We start from the raw sequence: 644 nt of genomic DNA, 5'->3' as shown, positions 1-644 counted from the left end.
CTGTCCCTTCCGACGGCGTTTGAACCAGATGATGAAACCGGCAAAGAGTGCAAGGAGCCAACCAACCACGGTGGCACCTGCCTGAATTCCAGTGTCTGGTAATGCTTGACGGTTCTTATCAGCGTCAGTGGTTGACGTTGGTAATCCTAATTCATTATTTGAATTAGATGTGCCAGGCGTTACCTCATCAGGAGCGGTGGTGTTTCCGTTGTTACCAGTGGTGTTGGTATCAATATCGGAACCACCATTATTACCGTTTCCATTATTATCAGTGCCCGTTGTCGCAATCGTGATGCCGTTCATTTCTGGTAACCAGCCAGGATAAACGGTGATCGGATCGTTCGTGACGGTAATTGGATCCATCGAGAATGATGGGTCAAGATTCAGAACTGGTAATGAGGTTAAGAAGTTATGCAACCAAGTAATTACGTTAACGATCAAACCAAGCAACCAGCCAAGGGTCATGTCGAGGAAGCGACCAAGCTTCTCGATCAAGATACCAAGTAGTTGTAAGACTTTTCCGTTTAAATCAAGAATGACGCCTAAGGCAATTAGGCCAAGTGCTCCAAGGAGTGGCAACACATTGATTCCCAGTACAGGGAGGCCAACGACGAGCACAAGTGGTAACAGGATCGGTACTAAGA

At 46.9% G+C, this 644-nt stretch carries 1 protein-coding gene; it reads right to left on the bottom strand.

Annotated features, from left to right (window positions below; all coding sequences use genetic code 11):
* The coding region (locus tag ACRYI5_RS11050) for an LPXTG cell wall anchor domain-containing protein (protein WP_448225297.1) at positions 1-644 on the bottom strand (644 nt) is incomplete at both ends.

This window comes from Furfurilactobacillus sp. WILCCON 0119, assembly GCF_053471565.1.
The sequence above is the reverse complement of the archived record's forward strand: the minus strand, read 5'-3'. Positions and strand labels throughout refer to the sequence as shown.